Here is a 22,319-nt window from a genome sequence, read left to right as displayed (position 1 = left end):
GATCTTCTAAGATCCTGTAAAATGGGGGAAGCAGGTGCCATTGTTGGTGGACATATCGACCGCAATAGTTTACGTCAAGGGTTATATGTTTCTACGAAAGAAGATGACTTAGTCAAGTCTTTCTTTGTTGATGACTATATCGAAGACGGTAAATTACTAATTATCACTGGAAGCGCAGGTGATGGAAAAAGTGCCCTTCTCTCTCGAGCATATCGATTAGCTCAAGAAGAGGGGATTGACTCATTGACAGAAACGGACATCCATATGGATGCCACTGCATCTACCCAAAAAACGAAAACATATGATGAGACACTTAGCGAGTTCTTCGATACAGCAATACAACGGATAAACGAAGGAGAAGGTCCTCGTTCTGGAGTGGCAATTAATCTCGGTCTTGCTATTGACTTCTTCGAGCGAAAAGGAAAGAAAGAGAAATATCAAGAAATATGGGATGCGATAGAGGGGGCAAAACCTCAGAGGACAAATGAGAAAGTCTCAATCCGGGTTCTAAACCTAAGTCATCGACAACTGTTCAGGACACAACCAGATCACTTTGGAGAAGGTCTACTCCGTGAAATCGTAGACAAATTCGATGCCAGTGATCCGGAAAGTCCGTTTTACGAAGCTTTTCAATTTGAGAAAGAGGAATGTCCTGCACACGGTGATTGCCCACTCCATTATAATATGGAACGATTCACCGATGACGAGGTGAGGGCGAATATTGCTCGTTTACTTGCAGCTAAGAGTCTTATTGAAAACTCGTATCTGAATCCTCGTCGAATCTTGGATTACTTAGCATCTATTCTCCTCCCACCTACGCTAGAATCGATTGCTAAGGAAGATTCGGCATGTCCGATCGGACGCTCGATCGAGACAGATGGAAAAATCACATCGAGAATGATGATCTGGAATAGTGTATTCCAAATAATAGACGATCACGACGGAGAGCGGAGTGGACACCTCGATCCATCTGCCCAGTCTGAAAAAGAAATTGATCTTAGAATTCTTGAATGGGCTGCAAACCCATCTACACTAGATGAAATTTTGGAGTCCCATCCAACTATAGCTAATTTCTCGATCGAGGAGAAGATCCAAACTACGCTTCGAAAACAGTACTTAGAAGGAAAACAACGCGAGCAAATTCGAACGGCTATTGAATGGTCTTGGTTCACCGACTTCCTTGGTGCATATACATATCTCAACCGGGATACGAGTGAAGAAATCGATCCTCAAGTCGAGAAGGAACTTAAAAACTGTGCGGTCAATATGAACCAAACGCTAACAGATGCGCTAAAGGGATGGAGTGGAAAGCATACAAACAGCAATTATATTGAGTTCGTTGATGGAATAAAAACTACAGACTACCGATTTCTGGCACAATGGTCAAACCCTTCGCCGAACAGAGAGAAATCCAGACAGAGAACGAAACGTGAAACAACACCTGGGCAGCTCTGGTTTGTTCTTGAACCCGAACAAGCAAATACTGAAGTTCCAATACCAATCTCCTTCGAACTCTATGTCTTAATGAAGCGAATTAGCATGGGTTACAATCCAAATGTTCGTGATTTAGAGAGATCCGAGGGAATTCGATTAATTCACTCTCGCCTATCTGAATTCACTGACAAGCAAAACTCTGTCCGTATTGTCAATAAGAACGGTGAAGAATTATTATCCGTCGAAAAGGGGGCCTTCGATGGAATCAAAATTAGAGGGAAAGGCCAATGAAAATGGAATACAAAGACTCAGTTCCACCGCTGGAAACGTCGAGCAGTCGCGTAATAAAAGGCTCTCTCTTTCCAACGTCACCGGCACCAACGGTTCGAGAAACAATTTTTTCAGAGATTTTGACAAGTGTGCTGGGAGCCGAGCCAACCGTTGATTCGGTCAAAGAATTTCGCGAGAAGGTTGCTGAAGACGGTCCATTTGAGACCCAAGAAGGTATTGACACTGCTTGGCAAATCTTTTCATCAACATACACCACTACCGGTGAACGGGGCGCCCGTGGAAAGAAGGCAAAACGATACATGATCCCCTTTCATCCTTCCATTCCTAAGTGTATCAAGCCCGAAGAGACTCGGAATTGGGGGAAGTGGTACACGATGTTAATGACGTCGGGTGATGGCGAATTCAATTCAGATCTGCACAAGAGATTCGTTAGTCGACTTGAACAGCAAAATCCATCGAACATTTTCGAACAGGTGTTCGTTGAAGTAGCAGAAGAAAACACACGAGACACAGAAGGTATTGATGAACCCGAGCCGATCCGACCATATGTGAGTGATGTCTCAAAAGCTTTTCAAAAGGATCTCGAGGCCTGGTTGCGAGATGAACATGACTCTCCATCGAACTGGCTCCAGTCAGCTCGTGACCTGTTTAGTTTGCATTTCATGGTCTACTATATTCAACTTTCTGTCAATCTGAGATTAGAATTCCAACAGTTATCGGAGAATCCAGACGACTCCTACTCACCTGAGATTAAAGACACACACTATGGCCTATGGAATGAATCAGCAAGTCAGGACCGAAAATTCTCACAAGAGTACCGTCAGCGAGATGGGGATGGAATCGAACGAGACATCTACGATTCTTGGGGACGTCTTATGGCTTTAAGTATAATCGCAAAGACAGTTCAAGGCAGCAAGTACGATGATGGCCGAAAAGCGTACACATTATCAGAGGCAGTCCAATTACCAGACTCACTCAAGCGATCGTGTGTAGAAGCCATTGAAAGTCACTTTCCAGAAAGAGAACGTCAACCAGAAGTCAACATTGTAACCTCAGCAAGACGACTCACGGTTGCTGTACGCAAAAGCTATGAGCAGCGATCTGCTTCAAATCAAACTCCAATTACAGCTGGTTTAAATGTCATACGACAACTGGGTGACGGGAAAGAACGGAAATACTGGAGAACACAAACAGGCGTGGGTCCAACGCTGCGCCTTAACCAAGCCGCACTACGCTTCCTAGCGCGGCTCTTCATACTTGCAGAAGACGATATGCACTACGACATGTTCATACAATACCTAGAAAACAGAGGAATATACCTTGATTCAGAAAGCCAGAGTATTGCTCTCGACGAACTTGAAGAGATGGGAATGATTGATCGTCAAAGCGACAGTGGAGGTGCTGTATATGTCCGAACGATTTGAATACCGACTCGCAAAGCATTTGGAGGAATTCCTCAAATCTCGCCCTCCAAAGCCTGGTCAGATTTTGCTTGCAAAATTCGATAGCAAAGCAGTTACAGATAGATTTGCGGAAGCCCTAGTTGATGAAATTGGTGTAGATGGGCCACCAATCGAGGTAGCTGGCGACAGTATTTTACTGCCTACATATATTCCAGAAGAAGGTGTCCCTACATATCTTCTCCGTGTAAAACCTGAGGTTACTACACAGAACCCTGATGATCACATCGTCGTCCAAGGGTTTGCTACTAAAATGCGGAATTTGATCTCTGAATCAGCTAATTCAACTGAACCGCGGGCGATGCTTATGATAATGGATACTGATTCTAGTCTGGATACGTTAGAGGCGTCAGAGGACTTGTTTGCGGATGATGGGCCGATAAATCTTGAATCGTTCCAAAATAACATTCTGGACCCCAGTGACATCGAGTCAACGCAAGGTAGTGCTCTGCTGAAGGGGCTGAAAAGCGTTATCGACCAAAATGCAATTCAGGCTGAAAGCACGGAAATTTTGGACACACTTTGTGAGATTAGAGATGTAGTAGAAGACGAAGAATATGATCGCTTACCTAATCTAATTGGTGATTTACCACAATTTTTACATGATGACATGCTAACTGAACAGTTTCTTACTGACAAGAAAAATGAGGAGGACCTTGCGGAGGCCGTGGAAAAAACACTGAAGAGCAATCTCAACCACGCCAAAAATCTTCGGCGTGCACATCGAGCGGGGGTGGACACTGAATCACGTCTCAAAGCAAATTATGAAGAGAGTTTCATCAATGAGGTTCTTGAATTAGGAAACTGGTCATGGGCTAAGCACTCGAAAGCCCGGAAGCATGAAGAGGAGGGAAAGATTCGGCGGTTTCAGGATCTTGAGATTGACGCAGCAGATGAGCGCATATACAACTCCCAAGAGGAGGGATCGAAAATTCGGCAGACACTTCTCTTGGTCGCTAAAGACGGCGATATAAGCGTTACCGCTCAATTTAATGCTGATTTAGAAGATACCCCATTTGAATGTATTGACCCGAATGGAGACGACATCGGTCGTGTATCAAAACGCAAAGAGCGTGTTACTGCCTCGATCGAGGATCTGGATCCCGAGGTACCACACTATGCCCAGTTCCAGTTCTATGTGGGGAAAAAAACGACTCGAGGGAAACCTACTCATCAATTTGACATCGCTGTTGTTCCAGAATGGTTTTTCCGCGCTACAAGCGGTACTACGTTTGATGTGGATGTTGAAGAAGAAACACTTCTCTTACCAGGTGATACAGAATTATACCTAGAGCAGTTAGAACGACTTGATTTCAATTTTGAACCACGAGAAGTGGAAATAACTGAGAGCGGTGAAACGGTCTCGTTCGATAGCGAAACTACGATCCGACCAAGGCCTAGCGAAGTTACAGAACGGTTATCTTTCCGAATTGCTCCCCCTGAAGGGGTACCTGTAGAGGTTGCCTTTCTTACTGAGACGAGTTCGGTAGAAACTGAAGAGGTCATTCTTCCGTTGATGTTAAGCGCTATTGTTGAGCCAAATCATTGGGGACAAGATTCGTTCCACCTACCAGATCAACTCTCTATTAATACAGATCGCGGCGAAATATATAGGACTTCAGGGAAAAGTATTGGATTAGAGGATCCAGCATTAGAACTTATTCAGATTGAGGAACATATAATCAATGAAGGAACTCCACTCGGTCGTGAAGTTGAAGGTGACTCAATTGACTTTGGGACTCTAATCAAGGACGCGAACGAAGTTCCAGAAGCACTACTGAAAGCGTATGAAGATCTTTTCGTTCACTTCAAAAGTCGCGAACGGACGCCGACGAGTGACCAGTGGGACCAGCAGACACAAAAGCTAGTTCGAAACGTTCTGGAGTCTTACGTCAATGCTGCTGCTGAGGTTGGTACGAGTAAGACATTTACTCCGTCTACCCCGCTCCGATTATTAGGAACGATTCAGTCAACCACCGGTGACAAAGTTTGGCTAACACCCTTCCATCCAGTACTATTAGCATATGGTCTACGAATAGCAGAATGGCGCGACGAAGAACTCGTTGGAACCGCAGACACTGGCTTTAGACGGGAAGAGTTTGTTGATAAATTCAGTCCATCTGGTATATTCCCGTATCGCACTTCGGACACTTCTGACAAACTTCTTCGAGGTCTACGGTACCGAGAAAATCCGTTGTGGCAAATTTATTCACCAGTGGAATCACCAGGAGCTGTAACACCCTCGTATATGGAACGAGTAATTCGTGATAAGCTATATACATTTGTTCAAGCTTTCCCCTCCTTATTTTCACTCCACCCAGAGCGGCATCTAGTCATTAATCTGGTGAATATGGGTGACTTAGAATCCGTTGTTAAGGGCCTTTTCCACTTCTATAGAAAAATTAACTCATCAGATTTTGAACCGCCAACGATTCTGTTACGAATATATGGCGATAAAACCGAAGGTGAATCACTCGATCAGTTCTTTAATGAGTCGTCTGAGTCCCGCCTGCGGTCTACGTTAGAGGGGAAAGATGACGAGCTCGTAGATACGCTACGGCGAAAGGTTCACTATATTCACGAAGAAGAATATGTTGAGGAAGATCAGAAGCCTGCTCATATCACATTTTTCCGTGGACTTTTGAAAGAACAATCCGGAATAATGACTGACGTGAGCGAACTTCCGTCGGGCACTTTGAAAAAAGGTCTCTTTTCTCGTGAATCAATTGATGTGGAGGGGTCACCTGATGGAGTAGTTTATACTGTTGGATTTAGTTGTGATGAAGACTCTGACGAATTAATTCATAATGTGGCACGTGTTGCTAACGCCTTAGAAGCAGGGGCAGAACAAGATTCATATCAATTAGGCCAAGCCCCTAAAAAGAGAATTGAGTCGTCTCAGGATACAAATTTGGCAAAGCTGTGGGACAATTCACTCTGGGTAGGCCATGTTCAACCGAACGTCGGCATTGAGTTTTACCTCCGTTCTGAAGCAGATATGCAGCGACAGACAGGGAAATTGATGATTCATTACAGCGATCAGTATGATTCGTCCTCACCCAACTACGATGTTATTACATCAACTAACAAACGGAATCCGTACCTATTGTCACTCCAGAGAGCACTGGCTAAATCAGAACTCAGTGGTCAACTGAATACCGAGAACATTCTGTCAACACTTGTTGGCGTGGATGGTGATCTTGCCCTAAAACTACAGAGAGCAAACGATACCGAAGTAGTCGAGTTCATTGGCTTTGTCGGCGGACTAGCGTTGAGCCGGACCATCCTGGAAGACAGTATACCAGATCATGTGTGGATACCGATAAGCATGAATGAGTTGGTTCAACATGATCGGGCTTATCGAAGCGGAACAACTGGACTATTTCAAACGGATGCAGATGGAAAATCGAGCGATGATCTATGCTTTATTGGCGTACCGACCGACCAGACTGACTCTACCATAAAATTATGGCTTGTTGAAACAAAAGGAGGAAGTTCTAAAATCGATACCGGGCGTGACCAAATTGAAAAGGGGATTGAAAATTTACAGGGTTGGTTGCGACCAAACGAAAATCCTGCAGACGAACAACTGCTCTACAGCGACTTTGGCAAAATAATTCTTGATGCAGCACGACGTCTCTTCAATTACGAAATAATTTCTAAAGAAGAATGGGTTCAGATAGAAAATCGCGAACGAGAACTCTTAGAGGGAAGGTTTGATACATCGTTCCTCAGGGATTCAGAGGGGCATATTGGGGAGGTAATTCGAATCAGGCAAAACACCTTCCAGTCAGAGATCGATTCAGATGGACGAGTGCGATCTATTGAGGCACCGATTGATGCGCTCGAAATCCTGTCTAATAAACCGGCTGAAGAAATTCTACCCGATCTGAATATGAAGCACCTTCAATTCGAAAAGCCCGTCGTCTCTCCCGAATCAAAGACGAGCACTGACGAAGGAGGAGCCGTCTCTGAAGTCGATGTTATGGACTCTGGTTCTAATATAACGCACAGTCGCGATCAAGAAGAGCAACCCGTTAACCCAGAAGTTGATCCGGCAGACGAATCGGATGAATCAACATCCGATGACACACCAACTGACATTTCAACGAATAAAGAAAGAGAGGAAGTCCACGCGGAGGACGACGTAGCAGAAACCTCCGAAGCTGATGTTGAACCGGATGAGACTCCCGCAGATGAGGAATGTAAATCTGACAAAGATCGAGAAAAAGGCAAACAAGGCGGAGATCAAAAACAGAGTTTCCCAGATATAATCAATCAACTCAGTGAGAGTCCTGCACCGGAGACTAACGTAAACCACAGTAAGTTAGTAAGAAATCTAAAACAGGCATTTGAGTCTCTTGATATAGATGTTCATCCACCAAATCCAAATTCGATTTCGATTGGTCCTCGAAAGGTTGGTATTGACGTCATTCCAAAGGAAGGACAGAAAATAGGGGGAATCCTAAGAAACTTAGATACATTGAGTGTGCAAATCAAGGCCCACGGAGATATCGTCGGGACAAGAGTTCCTGAAAAAGGAGCGGTACACCTCGAAATTCCCCATGGAGACCCAAGAGATATATACCTTCGTGAAGGGCTGAAAGCCCTTGAGGAGCGTACATCCGGGCCGCTGGCTTTGCCAATAGGAGTAGATACAAAGAATGAACATCATATCTTATCGTTAGTAGATGAGAGGCATGCGCTAATTGGGGGTGCAACAGGATCGGGGAAGTCTAACTTCTTGACTACTCTCGTATCTGCTCTCGCCATTACGCACAGCCCGGAAGAAGTTGAAATTAGTCTTATTGATCCGAAAGGTGTTGACTTCGGGGCCTTCTCTTCATTCCCCCATGTGAAGGCAGGAGGATATTTCGACACTCCTGACGCAGGGACAGAACACCTATTCAATATCGTCCAAGAAGAGGTAAAGCAGCGACGTGAATATTTAGCCAATACAGGAGTCTCTTCACTTGCAGAACTCTATGAACATCAAGAAACAATTGATGCTGAGCCACTGCCATTCCACGTAATCGTCATCGACGAATACGCAGACTTGATAATGTCTGCTGATGATGAAGACTCCTTAGAGGAGTCTGTGACTCGATTGGCACAGATAGGTCGTGCACTTGGGATCGTTATTCTACTTGCAACCCAGCGACCGTCCGCAGACATCGTATCAGGGAAGATCAAAGCGAACTTCCCGTGTCGTATTAGTTTCCGTCTCCCTTCCAATACAGATTCTCGAGTTATCCTGGATGAGCCCGGAGCTGAGGATCTACAGGGTGCGGGTGACATGATAGTCCATTCTCAGTCAGGTACCCGACTTAATTTACAAGGATATTATTTAACCCCTCCAGACAAAATGAAGATTATTGATCAATTGTCGGATTAAGGTGATAACCGGCCCAATCTTTCGAAGGTTTTGTGGCCCACCGAGAGTTTCCATTCTGCTATTGATTTTGGGTTGGATGTGTATCCTCTGGAGTAGTCGGAAGAAACTGTATCGCAACTACGTTCTGAGGTAACTCTCTTAACAGGATTTATGAGAAGATGCTGTCTCGTGTTACGAAAGAATGACAGACGAGCGCCGAATGTCTACCGCTCGGTTCTACGGGAGAATCGAGGACCGGTTAGAGATTTTCACGGATCTACTCTCACTCCTCACTCAATCTACCGAGAACGACGAAGGAGTACCACGACACGAAGTCGTCGACTGGATCATTGCCAATACGAACGCGAAGAACCCAGATTCGGTTGCGGATCGCTTGAATTTCATCGAGGAACTCGGCCTCATCGAGGACCAAGACGGCACATACTCCTGTACACGAATCGGCCGCTGTTATCTCAGGGACCGGGATCCGATCGTTTTGTACAACGCGCTTCGCACGAGCATCAAGGGCTTCGATACAATCCTCCGTGCGTTAGCTCTCGAGCCCAGAACCGACGAGGACCTCATGGAACTGCTCGTTGGCGAGTTCGAAGAGTGTCAGATGGAGACGCCAGGTGTGGTGACACGCCACCGCGAGTGGTTGCAAATGATCGGCTACGTAGAGCGAACAGACGATCACAACCAACTCACTGAAGCCGGTGACGCAGTTGCCGACCAACTCCACGGTCTTTCTTCTGTGGAGCTGGTACCCGACTCGACCTACAACCGCCAGAACCTCCACTCAAAATATGGGGGCAGTATTCAGGGCGGAATCGCGCCCTCGAGAGACGAACCCGTCGTCTTTCTCTTCACTGGTGGCACCGGAGAAGCACACGGCTATCAGGACGAGATCCGCCCGGACGGGACCGTGATCTACACTGGAGAGGGGCAGGTCGGCGATATGGAAATGAAACGCGGGAACCGCGCGATCCGAGATCACCTCGAGCACGGACGGGAACTGCACTTCTTCACGATGGAAACCGAGGGTGTGCAGTATGTCGGCCAGTTCATGTACGCCGGACACTTCTTCGAGGAGATCCCCGATTCAGAGGGCAACGCTCGGAAAGGGATCCGATTCAAACTCGCACCGATCACAACCGATCAGACCAGCCATCAACCAACGGCCACAGACGACCGACCCTCGAGAAACTCCGATCTTCGCCAGTTCACCGACCCGACAGTCTATCAGGTGCCCGTGAAGAACGGCGATGGCCCGATTCGAACGAATTTCGACCGGACGGTGATCGAGGGCGTTCCACGAAGCGAGGTGGAAGCCGTCTACGATCCGCCGATCGAACACGACACCCTCCGAATATGGGGAGATCAGGAGGACGAACCCGCCACGGAAGGAGATTGTCTGTTGTTCGCTGATCGCGAGGGTCGCCGCGGAGGTGCGTACACTATCATTGCCCGTGTTGCTCACGCGACGGTCTTGGATCAAGAGACGGCAACTGCCTTCACCGATGCAGTCGGTTGGGGCGACGTCACCGACGTGGTCTTCCCCCATGTCATGTTTCTCGAGCCGATCTACGAGGCGGAACTGGATCGAGAATCTTTTTGGGACATACTCGGCTTCAAAAGGTGGTCAAATGATACCTTTAGTGCCATCAACTTCGATCGGGACGGATCTACCTTCCACGACGAGTACGCCTCGACCAAGACGTTCATTAACCAGATCCAAGGCCAAAAGATCTATCCGACGGACACAGTCTCCGAATACGACTCCCTCGAGCACGCACTCGAGGACGTCCGCTCGAAGCTAACTCACGGGGAAGACGAGACGGCGTGGCTGAAAAACCACATCGGTGAAGCAGTCATCAAAGACTGGTCCGACGCACTCACGGGATTCCGACCGGCGGACGAGGTCGACCCCGACACCGCTGCGAAACTCGATCAGATCCGCCGCACGTATGAGCACCTCGAGTCGGAGTTAGAGACGAAAGCCGACGAGGTCGGGGTCGGAACGCTCAATGCGTTCACACCCGCCCAGACGTTATTCCTCTGTGGGATTCGTCTCGTCCAAGACGACTCCGACATGTCGGGACCGTTCAATCAGCCCCGTCTGAATAGCGTTCTCGAGGAAGCGTATACGACGCCCGACGAATATCCTGACCAACCATCGAACGTGGATCATCCACTGGCGACCCATATTCAGACCACTGAGCCGACGATCTACAAGTTCACCGCACCGCCGGACTACTGGCTCACCACAGTCGAGTTTGGATCAGTCTCTTTCGAAGAGGGTCAACAAGACCGGTGGGGCGACCTTGAGGAGGGCGACGTCGCCTTCTTGCACTCTCGAGTGGAACCATCGACTACAGAACTCACTAATCAACCGAGCGGCGTGATTGGGATCGGAATCATCGGCGAAACCTTCGAAAAATCGGATCCGTGGTGGTTGGACGAATATCACGGAAGAAAAGAGTACTCGATGGTTGCGAGCTTCGATCGGTTATTCTTTACTGGAAATATCGCTCGTATCGACACCACACGTGGGGTTGCAGAGAAAGAGTCGTCAGAGATCGAGCAGGAACTCAGTGCACTCACCACGGACTGCCTCCCGATCGACTCGGCCAATCAGCTCTGTATGAATGCCTCCGGAACGGCATTCCCCGTCCAGTCGAGTTTCGGAACGTTCCGCACCGATGACGGCAAAATCGATTACGATCGCCCCATGGCGCTTCTCGAGGCGATGGCCGCCGATCTGACCGAAGTCGCACCGATCAACCCACATAAGCCACTCGAGAGCACGATCCCGAAAGACATCCTCGAGGGGCTGCACTTCGAAGACGACCTCGGCGAGAAAATCCTCGAGCAGATCTCGACTGCGCTCCGAGCTGGAAAACATATCCTACTCACGGGGCCACCGGGCACGGGGAAGACGGAAATCGCCGAGCGCGTCTGTGAACACCTCGCAGAAACACACCCATACCTGTACTCGGATTTCGAGATGACCACGGCGACCGCAGATTGGTCGACGTTCGATACCGTCGGCGGCTATATGCCAAGCGAGTCCACCGAGGACGGCGAAGACCTCTCGTTTACGCCCGGAATCGTCCTCAACCGTCTCAAGAACACGCAAACAGGCACACAGTCGAACGACTTGGTTGTCATCGACGAACTCAATCGAGCGGACATCGACAAGGCCTTCGGCCAACTGTTCACCCTCCTCTCGGGCCAATCCGTCCAACTCCCCTACACCGTCGACGGGCGCGAAGTCGAACTAACCACGTACGACGATCTCGAGGGAGTCCCCACCAGCAATCAGTACATCGTCCCCAATTCGTGGCGCATTTTCGCGACGATGAATGCCTACGACAAGACCTCGCTCTACGAGATGAGCTATGCGTTTATGCGCCGGTTCGCGTTCGTCCGTGTTCCAGCACCAACGCTCCCAGAGGCGACGGACTCCGATGATCCAGTCGAGGATGTCGTCTTGGACTACGCGGAAGCGTGGGACCTCGAGATCACGAGACGAGAAGCTGGCGCAGTCGGACGGGTGTGGCGACAGGCGAACACGGCCGTCGAGGAACGCTCGATCGGACCCGCGATCATCAAAGACGTTCTCGAGTACGTCACCCAACATCCCGACGACCACCTCCCGTACCACCTCACACAGGCAGTTATCAGCTACATCTTCCCACAGTTAGAGGGCGTTCCAAAGCGAAACACGATCGTCAGAGAAATCACTTCGGTTCCGGATATCGAAACGTCGCTACTCCACGGTGCAGCCCGAGAGATGCTCCAAGTCTCACTCGCCACGAATGAATAGAGACCAACTCCTCGAGCAGCTCACCAGCGACATCCTTGCATACGCGATGAAGGGGTCGTTCCCGGAGCGAGAGCTCGCCCGCTCGATCAAACCCGAGCAGCTAGACGAGCGCTTCGAGGAGTACGAACTCCTGCTCGATCTTCACTTTATCCTTCAGGACGATGTCGTCGAGTTCATCAGGCAACTCCCGGAACACCTGCGCAGCATTCGCACTGAGACCCGCACGACGTCACGCACGAGACGCGGGACCGTTGACGGACGAATCAACTGGGGAGACACCATCAAGAAGCGCTACTCACAGTACCCTCGAGACAGCTCGATTTTCGTCTGCGACAATCGCTCGGTGGACTACGATATCCCCGAAAACCTCGTTCTCAAGCGACTCATCTCCGTCGTACATCGCACGATTCGAGAGGCCGAAGAGTATCTTCGTGCGGACTACGACTGGGTGAGTGAGACGTGGAAAGGGAGCGAGGATTTGATTGACGAACTCCAACGAATCGTCGAACGGAACGTCCACGTCCGTCGAATCCGCGAGCCCGAAACCTACGAGCCAACCGAGCGGATGCTGACGACGGCGGCCGACTCACGCCACGAGGTGTATCGAAACGCAGCCTCTCTGCTCAGAGGTCGCCAGCGGTTGCTTCGGGGTGAACCTGACGAGATCCGCAGACTGCTCGAGGAAACCGCTATCGCCCCGGACGACGTGGACTCGCTCTTCGAACTGTTCGTCCTGTTTCGCTTCGTCGCCACGCTCGAGGAGATGCGAGAGAGTCAGCCACAGTTCAAAACGATCGCGACCGACCGTCAGGAAGTCGCCAGATTCGAGGGCGAGAAAGAGATCGCACTCTACCACGATAATTCAGCTCGAGATCGAAAACTTTCCTTCGTCGCCGTCCCGGACGAGGACAAGGAAAATCCCTCTCGAACCGACCAGGTGCAACTCATTGCTCAGGAGGTCGCGGGCAACTACTTCAAGAAAGACTACCAGAACCACACGGGTCGTCCCGACGTCATCGTCCTCGAGATCATCTCGGAGGATGAGAACGAACACGAGTACCTGATCGTCGAGGTGAAGAACAGCACTAACGAGGACACGATTCGACGGGGTGTTAAGGAGACACTCGAGTACCTCGCGTTCCTTCGTGTTAACAAGGAGTACGTCTTCGGTCGTGAGGACGGGAACGAGGACTACTTCGGCTCTGGATGGAATGGACTTCTGGTGGTGCAGGACCTCGAGGAAGAGACCGCGTCACTCAGGGAACAATCCGACCGCGAGATCGCCATCCTCCAGGCTTCTGAGTTGGAAGCCGAGTTAGAAGCGATTCTTCGAGAAGTTGTGTAGGGAACACAAGTGCAGTTGACCTTTGATACTATCGGACGGAACTGTGTGAAGATTCTCACCACCCCGTGGCGGCGAGAATCTTTCACGACTTACGTCCTGCAGTAGAGTAGCTAAGCCAACTCTTGATGAGATTCGTTCGCAATCTGGTCAGCATTTGAAACGATGGATCCACCAGGGGTGTGTCAATCTCTCTGTCTTTGAGTATCGTATGTATCCAGACCCAGTCTGATAAAACTCACAGCACCCCTCAGTTCCGCTCCAAGGCCACTCCTCAGTCTCTCTGTGGGAAGATTTCTCCGGATTAGTGCTTTGAGATTTTGCTTTGGCTCAGGGATGAAGAGTGCACAGATTCAAAATGAAAATCATACACCGCCCGGCGGTTTTGCTAATTCGATGGTTGGAGCGCATTCCGAATGCGACCGTCCAATGATATATCGGTCACAGCCGCTCCGACTGCGTATACCAGCATCACCTCACTATTATCGATCTTCAATGACGTCTTCCCACGTGAGCTTATAACTCCCTTCCTCTTCTGCCCAGGTTACATCAGCCAGTGACGCCCCATACACTTCACCAAGTATTCGTTTTGTCACGTGAAGTGCCCAAATGGGACCTCGATCATCAGGGCGAGTAGCGATTACATCTGGGTCATTTATATTTACTTCCATGTTTTCTTCCCGAGTAATTTTCTTCATAGCTTCTGAGTCGTAGTCCTCATCCTGGAGAGGAACCGAGAATTGCCCATATGAGAATTGAATCTGCTCCTTCTCACCATTCACTGAGAAGTTCACTTTCACCCAAGAACTGAGCGCATCATGATCCTGTCCTTCTAAACGGTTGAGATGGATTTCATATAGTATCTTGAGACGAAGTTCCTTCTCGATATGTTCCACTGACTCTGGTTCTAGCAGGAGCTTCTCGGCAATGCTCCAGAGGACCTCTTCTTGGACACCAGTTTCGTCTACTACCTCAGGAATCCATTCAAGCAATGCGTCGTACTTGTTTACATTCAAGTTCTGACTGAGCGCCATTGTTTGCTCTATCAGATGAATTAGGCTTCTAAATAAGTCTAGATTTCTTCTTCGAAACTACCGTTGCTCATGTGAATGACGGTGCCCCATCTGGCATTGAGCACGCAGATGATGGCCTCGTGTTTCCGCCGGAACGTTGGGTGGCAACCGGAAGGTCGCACGCTCACCTCATTCTCTACCGGTTTCATATCGATATGGTCTAACTTGAGAAGGGTACGTATTATAACAATCTATGGCTCTGGTGAATCACTAGATGGCGGCGACTTACCATGAAGAATCACGTCACTCGAGGCATCACGCTGGAACGATCGTGACTGCACCCTCGAGGAATTCGGCGGTAACGAACCAAGTGACCGATCTCAGGAAGGCAGTGAGACACTACATCCCGACGCTGTATGGCGATTCACCAAAGCCCAATCTATGAATTTTGGCCCTGTTGAAATCCTCGGAGAGTTACAGCTTCGAGTAGTGGGTTGACCGAATGCAGACTCTCCCAAAATCAAGGTTGCTTCAATTCGTAGAGAAGGCATTTCACTTAGCTCAACGAGCTACGGCCCGATACTCCTCCAAGTTCTCGAAGCAACGCTACACGCTCCACCAACACATCGTTCTGCTCTGTCTGAAAATCCGCAAGAACACGTCATACCGTACACTTCTTGACGAACTCATCGAGATGCCACGTATTAGAAACGAAATTGGTCTCGCTGAAATTCCATCGCCGTCAACACTGTGTAAAGCGTTCCATCGCCTTGAGATGGCTGTGTGGCGTGTGCTTCTCAATCTCTCGGTCGCGTTGCTCCCAACCAATGGTGTTGTCAGCATTGACGCGTCAGGCTTCGATCGAAGCTATGCATCCAAGCATTATACGAAACGAGCGAAACTCACTATCAAGCAGTTGAAAGTCACACTCTTGATCGATACCAAAGCGAACGCTATCCTTGATATTCACGTCACAACGACCCGAAAACACGATTCACAGATCGCTCCATCACTCATCAGGCGCAATCGCAACAGCATCCGTATCCTGCTCGGAGACAAGGGATACGACGACCAGACAATCCGATCGCTCGCACGGGAATATGAGATACGTCCACTCATCAAGCATCGGGAATTCACCTCACTCCACTACGCGTGGAATGCGCGGATGGACACTGATCTCTACGGGCACCGCAGTCAAAGTGAAACGGTTAATTCCGCTCTCAAACGGAAGTACGGTGCCTTCGTACGGTCACGGTACTGGTGGAAACAGTTCCGTGAACTCGTCATCAGGTGCGTTGTCTACAATATTGAGATCGATCTCTCCAACTAATCGGCTCACAGAGAGCGTTACGAGACAGTGACCCAGCGGTCATCTGCAATCAAACCAGTGATGAGTTCACCGGTGAGGTCTATGCCGCTGGGCGCATACCGACACTATGAGTGTCGTCGCCGAATTCACTGTCGATGCAGACCAGTTTCAACTCGGTAACACCCTCTCGGGCGTACCGGGTATCACCTTTGAACTTGAACGGTGTGTCCCAACAGGAGACCTTGCTCTCCCGTTCCTGTGGGCTACCACAGAAGAAGACCTCGACGAGGTGGTGGAAACGTTTGAAACGCAACTCCTCGACAGTCAGTATGTCAAGAAAATTCTGGCTCTCGATAAGATAAAAAACGGAATATTCTACCGAATCTCGTGGACAGATCCTACAGAGGATCTCCTCGATGCGATCATTACCTCAGACGCGACTATCCTCCAAGCACGCTCCGAGCAGGGAACGCGATGGGAGTTCAGCGTTCGGTTTGTGGATCACGATAAGTTGGCGTTGTTTCAAAACACCTTGGCTGATCACGAGGTCAGAATCCATATCGACCGTATCTACACGTTCGCCGAGGAGACCGATCACCGACGACAGTTCGATCTTTCGTTCGAACAACGGGAAGCGTTAGTGCTCGCAGTTCAGCGAGGCTACTTTGCGACGCCGAGCAAAGTGAGTCTCGACGAGTTAGCGGACGAACTCGGTATTACAAAACAGGCGGTCTCGGCCCGCATTCGGCGTGCCAACGAGAAAGTTCTCGAAACGACGTTGCTCTCCTCGGCAGTTGCGGAGCGTGGTGGTGATTAACTCCCACGGGAAATAAAAGGGCTTGACTCGTCAGTGAACACCCTTACTCGTAGTTGCTCCGGACTGAAACCTGCATGGCAAACGACGATCCGGCCTCGACGGACAAGACATCACTAAGCGAGGTCTTCGATGTGCTCACCCACGGTTCCCGGCAACGGATTCTCTTGGAACTGGTCGATCACAATCCACGGACTGCGGCTGAATTCGAGGCCGAAGAATTCGCCGGAGGGGAGGGCAATCACGACACGCTCAAAATTGAACTCCACCACGCTCATTTGCCCGCTCTGGCGGACGCGGGGTTCATCAACTGGGACTCCCAGACTGGGACAATTACCCGCGGGCCCCGCTTCGGTGAAATTGAGCCGCTTCTCACATTGATTGACGACCACCAAGAAGAACTCCCGACCGACTGGCCGTAATCCACCAGCGCCGTTTGGGCGTTTAACGTGTCAGACCTGAACGGTTTCAACAAAGCCTGAATTTTCTATCCAAGCTGAAACTCCCGGGGATACCAGTAATCGTTCTCCGGATCTAGTGCCGACTTCGGCTCAATGACAGGCGAATCCTCGTCTAATACGCCGAGACTCCTGAACTGACTCGCTGTATTCGAGATGAATTGGCTGTGAATGATCTGCTTTAGATAGTCCGGATCCTCGTAAATCTCGTCACCACGCCCCTGTTCAATGAGGTACGGCGCATCTCCACCGTCGGCATCTGTATACACCAGATTCAGGAAGGTGCTCGGGTAGTTGTCGATCAGCGTCGCACATAGTTCCTGGATGGATAATCGATCACAGCCTCGTCGAAGCAATACCTCGAACAGGGTTCGGAAATCGGGATTCGAGACGAACCTGTTTCGGAGATACGTCGCGATCGGTGGGTGATTCTCGTAGAGCGGACCGCGTTCTTTCAGCGTTTTCAGCTCAGTGACCGAAGTGATACCGTACCCCTGTAACAGCGTCCAGCCCATCATCCCCTGTTGAGTTAGGTGATAGACCTCGTTTTCCTCACGGATCATTCCGAGATATTCGGCGAGGCGGATCATCCGTTTGTACGCGCTCCGATACGGATAGTCCGTTGCTTCCACGAGATTACCGATCTCGTCAGTGGTAGCGCAATCATGCCCAGCGACTGCGACGACGGGCATCAATTGGTTTAGTGGATCGGCGTAGTTCGGGAGCCGGCGTGACTGTTGGTTTCCAGTCACGTACATGCTCTCGAGTTGGTGACGCGTGTTGTAGAGCAAGTCTTTCATCTCCGCCGCGTAGGGGTGTTTCTCCGAAACGTCCCGTGCATCACGGTCGACTTCGAAAACACCGATGCCCTTGCTCAGCGCGAGATCGTGTACGCGTTGCAATTTCGTCCGGTCGGCAGCCAGGTAAGCGTGATCGACGCCGCGCTGGTAACTGATCGCCTGTCCGAGTCCCTTCCGGAGATTCTGAGTTCCTTTCACCTCGATCGCAAACACGCGGTTCGATGGAGTGTACCCCAACACGTCGGGCTTGTATGGCCCGATGGAGATGGAGTGGGAGGGATACTGATCGTAGAGTTGGGAGTAGCCCTCGTTGGACTGGTGCATATCGGGGACATGGACGAAAAAATCGTATCCGTGGTCATCGAGCCAATCTGCGAGCGGCAAGAAGATCTCAGCTTCTGCCGTCGAGTTCTCCATATCGCTATGAAGGAATACTCATGATAAGAAAGTTCCTTCGGCTAAGGATTCGCTCCTAAGTCCTGCGTCTGTGAGTGATAACACAGATAATACTCCCATTTCGGTGACTGCTGCCACTACTGCAGTCCGGAAATTCATATCTTCAGCAGAAACGCTACATTCGAAGTCCCAGTCATAATTTATTTTCATAAGATTGTACGAATGGTTACTAGAATACCTTCCACTGTGTGACTAATATTCAGTCACTGCTGGCACTCTGCATTTCCGTGAGACGGTCAATATCGACATACTCACTAGCAACGGAGATCTTCTGCTGTTGGTTGCGGATGAACTGCTCGAGGAACTGCTCAAGTTGTTTGTCATCTGCCAGAAGATCTTCCGAGAGTTCGTCACCGAACAACTCCGCGTGTGACTGGCAAAACTCTTGAAGAGTGATTGGGCCAACGTCTGCTCGTTCAGGGGAAGTGATCGACTTGTCGTTTTTCAAATTTGCAACTGCACTGTCGGAATCAAACTCGTCGACGCTTATTTTCCCAATTTCGTCATCTGTAACGTCAAACTCGAACCCACATTTGTCACAGATGTTCCCTTCTAATTCAGCCCCACATTCGGGACAATCAAGCGGGGAATATGTATCTTGTGAGGCCGCAGAACCAACGTCTGACTCCGTTGGCATGTCTGCTTTCTCGTCGTCTGTAACATCATTTTTGTCTTCTTGCTTAGAGAAGGACTTGACGGAATAGTCGGTTGTGGGAAGGTCTGAGATGGAAACCCCATCCTCACGATCTTCGATATAGAGTGCTAATTGGGCGTCGTATAGGGGCTGACGCCACGTTTCTTCCCAAATTCGCCGTTCACCATTTTCATCAATATTAATATCTTCACTAGCAGCGTCTTCTAATCGCCTTCGTTCAGTGTCAATGTCATCGATATCTTCATCTTCAATTTTCCAAGATGAGATATCTGGGAGTTCTGTAACTGGCGTAAGGTGATCCGCAATGACTGCCCAGTCGGTCTTGTCGTCCTCATCGGTCTGTTTATCTGTTTCTGAAAATACAGACTTCGCATCCGTTGTTAACAACGCAGCGCCAAGTGAGTCGAATCTCCCTTCTTCTTTATCATAAAATGCTTTCTGGAATTCGACTCCCAACATGACCTCATACGTGGGCCTCGCTCTCGTTCCCAGACCCATATCATCCATAGATTTAGCCACGATTCCCAGTCGGGCATGAGCAGTCGCTAAATGCGCAACTTCTTGAATTTCGTTATAATTGTTCGATGGCTTCTCATTGATCTGAATCCGGTCTTTCTTGCCCTGTATAAGATCGGTCTGCCTATCGCCGACACGAACAACTTCGGGTTCTGAACGGGTTCTGTAATCACTGTCGGGATCGTATGGTTCGAACACGGCAGCCGTGTGTGGGAAAGTACCATACTCACCAGCGGCCATATGTCGATCAGCCATTAGACGAAGCCACCAGTAGACCCCCTTCTCCGTGTATGATAGAGCTTTGTGGGACGACTGGATGCGACTCTTATCCGAGTTCCACGGAAGATCGGAAGCGTCGCCAAACAACTCAATTTCAATCCGAAGCCGTTTATGCTGAGACGGATTGAAGTTGTTTAATGCATTATGGGTAATGCCATATCCTCCCTTTTTTCCTGTGAGATTACCCTCAACCAGTCGATTCTGGCAGTAAATGAACGTGCCACTCTGCTTCCTACTACCTTTCTTGAGAAGACCAACAGTAACACGCGTCTGAATTGGTTCCGACCAATCTGGATCATTGAATTCTAGTCCTATAAACTGACGCGGGTGAAGGCCTCTGAGCCACGGTGAGTAGGTCCATTCGACTTCTTCAGGCGGCGAAAGCGGACCTGCCTTCTCATCGTCTACTGTGATCACCTCTCCTTCCTCATTTACAACAACCCTCCCGCTTTCGTCTTTAATCGTGAGTTTGAGTATCAAGTCGAGTTCGCTATTAGGATCTAAGAACTTTCGGTAAGTCGTTCTGATCCAGTCCGTGACCTCTTCTTTATGATGGTCCCAGTCAAACGAAAGTTCTTGGATGCGGAGTTCAGTTCCTCCTTCTTCAAGATCGACCTCTTTGAGCGGGAACTCCCACTGATTCGGATCATCGTCCTCGTTCGTGGTTTCGAACCACTCTGGTTCAACCGTATATTGCCAGCCCTGATCCGCTCGAAGGTGTCGACTACCGATAGTTAGACGATCACCTAAACGTTTGAGTGCTTTCTTCGCACCGATCCCGAATGTGCCAACATTTTGTTCGTCAGCGCGTTTCTCACGGCTACGACCTAAACCGAGGAACACTCCCATGTCCTCCTGTTCGACACCGCCTGCTCGATCCCGGTAGACGAACTCCTCAGTTCCATCGTCGGTTGTTCGGTGCTCAATTGTCACTTCAACTGGATTAATTCCCTGGAGAGCGGCGGAATCCAAGGAATTATCGAGAAGTTCACCCACCGCAGAAGGAATTCCCACGTCGGATGCAACTGAATTATACGCCTTCCGGCTCGGGGTGATCCTTGCAGTCGGATACCCATCTTCCTGAGTGTCGGAGTTGACTTCTTCGTTAGACATTATCTATCAAACGTATGCTCTCCAACCTCTTCAAAGCCAACCTCAAATGCCAACACAGTTTCCTCTCTGACTATCGGAAATTCGCTTAAAGATAATCACGAGGTCCATTGAGAAGACTATACGAATCCTCCAGAGCGTTCGGAAGATCATCTGCCACCCTCGGCTACGCAAGTTCGATATTGGCCAACGAGTTGTGCGTCAGTTCGGACCATGGGCTTTGAATGGTTTCCTTACATGTGATAGTTCGGATGGTATTCCCGTTGTGTGATCTCCTGTAATCGGTCAAGGTTGACTTCGTCAGCGCTCGCAAGTTCCCAGACGAAATCGAAGAACTCCAGCGCTGCAGTGACGAAATTCGCGTTCTCCGTATAGGCACTACACCCTGGGTTCTAGTCATTGCTGATCTCCATGAAGTTCGCCGCCCGAGCAACGTAGCAGTACGTACAGACCATTACATTGTGCCGGTTGGGATCGAGTTCCCTAACCAGATTATCGTATGACCGGTGGTGGCGTATGTGGTAGTCTGCAGGTTGAGGTTCCGCTCGTGGACGTATTCGTCAAGCTAATACGACCCCTTTTTGACAACTCCACTGAAACTCGGGGGCATGACAGACGACGAGGATGTCGAACTCTATATCGCTCCCTGTAGTCGGGAACACAAGGAGCACACCTACCGATACTTCAGAGAAACCGTTTTGAACCCAGTTTCTCCAGATCATTTTGAACCGCTCCGCGAGGCAGGGTTCGAGACGCCGACATCGATCTGGGGTGTCGTGAGCGGTAACCGAACGCATTGGGAGTCAATTGACCAGGGTGATGCGCTGGTCTTTTACACGAAGTCGGGGATGTACACCCACGCCGCGGTCGTTACCCACACAGAGAAAAATCAGGAACTCGCCGAAGAACTGTGGGAGCCGTACGACGGGGGTCGAATCGTTGCAGATAAGGAGGAGCCGTGGTCGTTTATGATCTATCTGGATCGCGTTCGACGGATCGATCTTCCTGCGGAGGAACTCCACGAGGCGTTGGGGTATTCGATGGAGTACCCGCAGGGGTTCATGCGACCTACTGATGAGCGGTTCGAGACACTCCGTGCGAAGCATGGGAGTGTCCGGTCCTTCCTCGACTCTTACATCCCTCCAACGAGCCCAGGGCTCTTCGAAACGGTCTGAAGAG

The 22,319-nt window shown here is 49.7% G+C and carries 12 protein-coding genes; 9 read left to right on the top strand and 3 right to left on the bottom strand.

What is annotated here, in order from left to right:
• Positions 1–21: 21 nt before the first annotated feature.
• The 5 genes from dptF to GCU68_RS16990 all read left to right on the top strand — a co-directional run bounded on the left by dptF (position 22) and on the right by GCU68_RS16990 (position 13,733).
• Complete coding sequence (gene dptF, locus GCU68_RS17015) at positions 22–1,725, top strand: DNA phosphorothioation-dependent restriction protein DptF (protein ID WP_161991516.1); 1,704 nt, start codon at positions 22–24, stop codon at positions 1,723–1,725.
• The gene (gene dptG, locus GCU68_RS17010; RefSeq protein WP_152943812.1) at positions 1,722–3,149 is read left to right on the top strand and encodes a DNA phosphorothioation-dependent restriction protein DptG; all 1,428 of its coding nucleotides are present in this window, start codon (positions 1,722–1,724) and stop codon (positions 3,147–3,149) included. The genes dptF and dptG overlap by 4 nt, the downstream gene beginning before the upstream one ends.
• On the top strand, positions 3,133–8,580 hold the full coding sequence (locus GCU68_RS17005) for an FtsK/SpoIIIE domain-containing protein (protein ID WP_152943811.1): 5,448 nt from the start codon (positions 3,133–3,135) through the stop codon (positions 8,578–8,580). Before dptG ends, GCU68_RS17005 begins: the two co-directional genes overlap by 17 nt.
• Before the next feature lie 181 nt (positions 8,581–8,761).
• Positions 8,762–12,388, top strand: a complete 3,627-nt coding sequence (locus GCU68_RS16995) for an AAA family ATPase (RefSeq protein ID WP_193565095.1) — start codon at positions 8,762–8,764, stop codon at positions 12,386–12,388.
• Positions 12,381–13,733, top strand: a complete 1,353-nt coding sequence (locus GCU68_RS16990) for a hypothetical protein (protein WP_152943810.1) — start codon at positions 12,381–12,383, stop codon at positions 13,731–13,733. The genes GCU68_RS16995 and GCU68_RS16990 overlap by 8 nt, the downstream gene beginning before the upstream one ends.
• 479 nt (positions 13,734–14,212) lie before the next feature.
• Here GCU68_RS16990 and GCU68_RS16985 read toward each other — a convergent pair whose 3' ends face one another.
• Positions 14,213–14,764 carry a hypothetical protein gene (locus GCU68_RS16985; RefSeq protein ID WP_152943809.1) on the bottom strand — a complete coding sequence of 184 codons (552 nt, stop codon included), beginning with the start codon at positions 14,762–14,764 and terminating at the stop codon, positions 14,213–14,215.
• A gap of 481 nt (positions 14,765–15,245) precedes the next feature.
• On the opposite strand from GCU68_RS16985, the gene GCU68_RS16980 reads away from it, so the two are divergent.
• From GCU68_RS16980 to GCU68_RS16970, 3 genes are all read left to right on the top strand, one after another.
• Positions 15,246–16,073 carry an IS5 family transposase gene (locus GCU68_RS16980; RefSeq protein ID WP_152942282.1) on the top strand — a complete coding sequence of 276 codons (828 nt, stop codon included), beginning with the start codon at positions 15,246–15,248 and terminating at the stop codon, positions 16,071–16,073.
• 106 nt (positions 16,074–16,179) lie between these two features.
• Positions 16,180–16,869, top strand: coding sequence for a helix-turn-helix domain-containing protein (locus tag GCU68_RS16975; RefSeq protein WP_152942280.1), 690 nt, complete (start codon positions 16,180–16,182; stop codon positions 16,867–16,869).
• 74 nt (positions 16,870–16,943) lie between these two features.
• Complete coding sequence (locus GCU68_RS16970; protein WP_152942278.1) at positions 16,944–17,288, top strand: DUF7344 domain-containing protein; 345 nt, start codon at positions 16,944–16,946, stop codon at positions 17,286–17,288.
• A 65-nt stretch (positions 17,289–17,353) separates the two neighbouring features.
• Here GCU68_RS16970 and GCU68_RS16965 read toward each other — a convergent pair whose 3' ends face one another.
• Positions 17,354–18,541: a hypothetical protein gene (locus GCU68_RS16965; RefSeq protein WP_152943808.1), complete on the bottom strand. Its 1,188-nt coding sequence runs from the start codon at positions 18,539–18,541 to the stop codon at positions 17,354–17,356.
• A 238-nt stretch (positions 18,542–18,779) separates the two neighbouring features.
• A complete protein-coding gene (locus GCU68_RS16960; protein ID WP_152943807.1) occupies positions 18,780–21,143 on the bottom strand; it encodes an ATP-binding protein in 2,364 nt (787 codons plus the stop codon).
• A 605-nt stretch (positions 21,144–21,748) separates the two neighbouring features.
• Here GCU68_RS16960 and GCU68_RS16955 point away from each other — a divergent pair.
• On the top strand, positions 21,749–22,315 hold the full coding sequence (locus GCU68_RS16955) for a hypothetical protein (protein WP_152943806.1): 567 nt from the start codon (positions 21,749–21,751) through the stop codon (positions 22,313–22,315).
• Positions 22,316–22,319: the final 4 nt, after the last annotated feature.

The sequence above is a fragment of the Natronorubrum aibiense genome, from assembly GCF_009392895.1.
GTDB classification, from domain to species: domain Archaea; phylum Halobacteriota; class Halobacteria; order Halobacteriales; family Natrialbaceae; genus Natronorubrum; species Natronorubrum aibiense.
The sequence above is the reverse complement of the archived record's forward strand: the minus strand, read 5'-3'. Positions and strand labels throughout refer to the sequence as shown.